The following is an 889-nucleotide window of genomic DNA, read 5'->3' on the forward strand; positions in this document are numbered from 1 at the left end:
GATTCCTCGGCGAGTTCCCCGAAGCCGCGCAGCACGATGACTTCCGAGGCGCCGGCGTCCCCGCCGACCCGGATCTGCGCGTCGAGCCGGTTCGGCGCGGACGAGCCGGCGTCGGCGAGCACGATGATCCGGCAGGGGTGTTCGCGGCTGGCCTCGTTCGCGGCCTCGATCGCTTCCTCTTCGAGCCCGGACTTGGTGACCACCACGAGGGTCAGGACCCGGCCGAGCGCGATCACCCCGCCCTGCTCGCGCAGGGACTGGATCTTCTTGGACACCTTCGAGGTGGTGGTGTTGGGCAGGTCTACGATCATGGCCTTCTCCAGGTGCGTCCGTCGCGGGCTAGCAGCTCATCGGCCGAGGCCGGGCCCCAGCTGCCGGGCGCGTAGGGCTCGGGCTGTTCACCCAAACCGGCCCAGTATTCTTCGAAGGGGTCCAGGATCTTCCAGGACAGCTCCACTTCCTCGTGCCGCGGGAACAGCGGCGGCTCGCCCAGGAGCACATCCAAGATCAGCCGCTCATACGCTTCGGGCGAGGACTCGGTGAACGAGTGCCCGTAACCGAAGTCCATGGTCACATCCCGCACTTCCATCTGCGTGCCCGGGACCTTGGACCCGAACCGGATCGTGGCGCCCTCATCGGGCTGGACCCGGATCACCACCGCGTTCTGCCCGAAATCATCATCCCCGTGGCCGGCGCCCCCGTGAGTGCCGAAGAGCAGGTTCGGTGCCCGCTTGAACACCACCGCGATCTCCGTGACCCGGCGTCCGAGCCGTTTGCCGGCGCGCAGGTAGAACGGCACCCCGGCCCAGCGCCGGGTGTTGATGTCCACCCGGATCGCGGCGTAGGTTTCGGTTTTGGAGTCGGCCGGGATGCCCTCCTCCTCCAGATA

The 889-nt window shown here is 67.9% G+C and carries 1 protein-coding gene and 1 pseudogene; both read right to left on the reverse strand.

What is annotated here, in order from left to right:
- The coding region (locus tag ACTHQX_RS21720) for a glucose-6-phosphate dehydrogenase assembly protein OpcA (protein ID WP_440159306.1) at positions 1 to 311 on the reverse strand (311 nt) is incomplete at its 3' end.
- Positions 308 to 889, reverse strand: a pseudogene (locus ACTHQX_RS21725) (glucose-6-phosphate dehydrogenase); the annotation flags it as partial. The pseudogene ACTHQX_RS21725 and the gene ACTHQX_RS21720, both read right to left, overlap by 4 nt.

The organism is Arthrobacter sp. SAFR-023 (assembly GCF_051965295.1).
Lineage (GTDB): Bacteria > Actinomycetota > Actinomycetes > Actinomycetales > Micrococcaceae > Arthrobacter.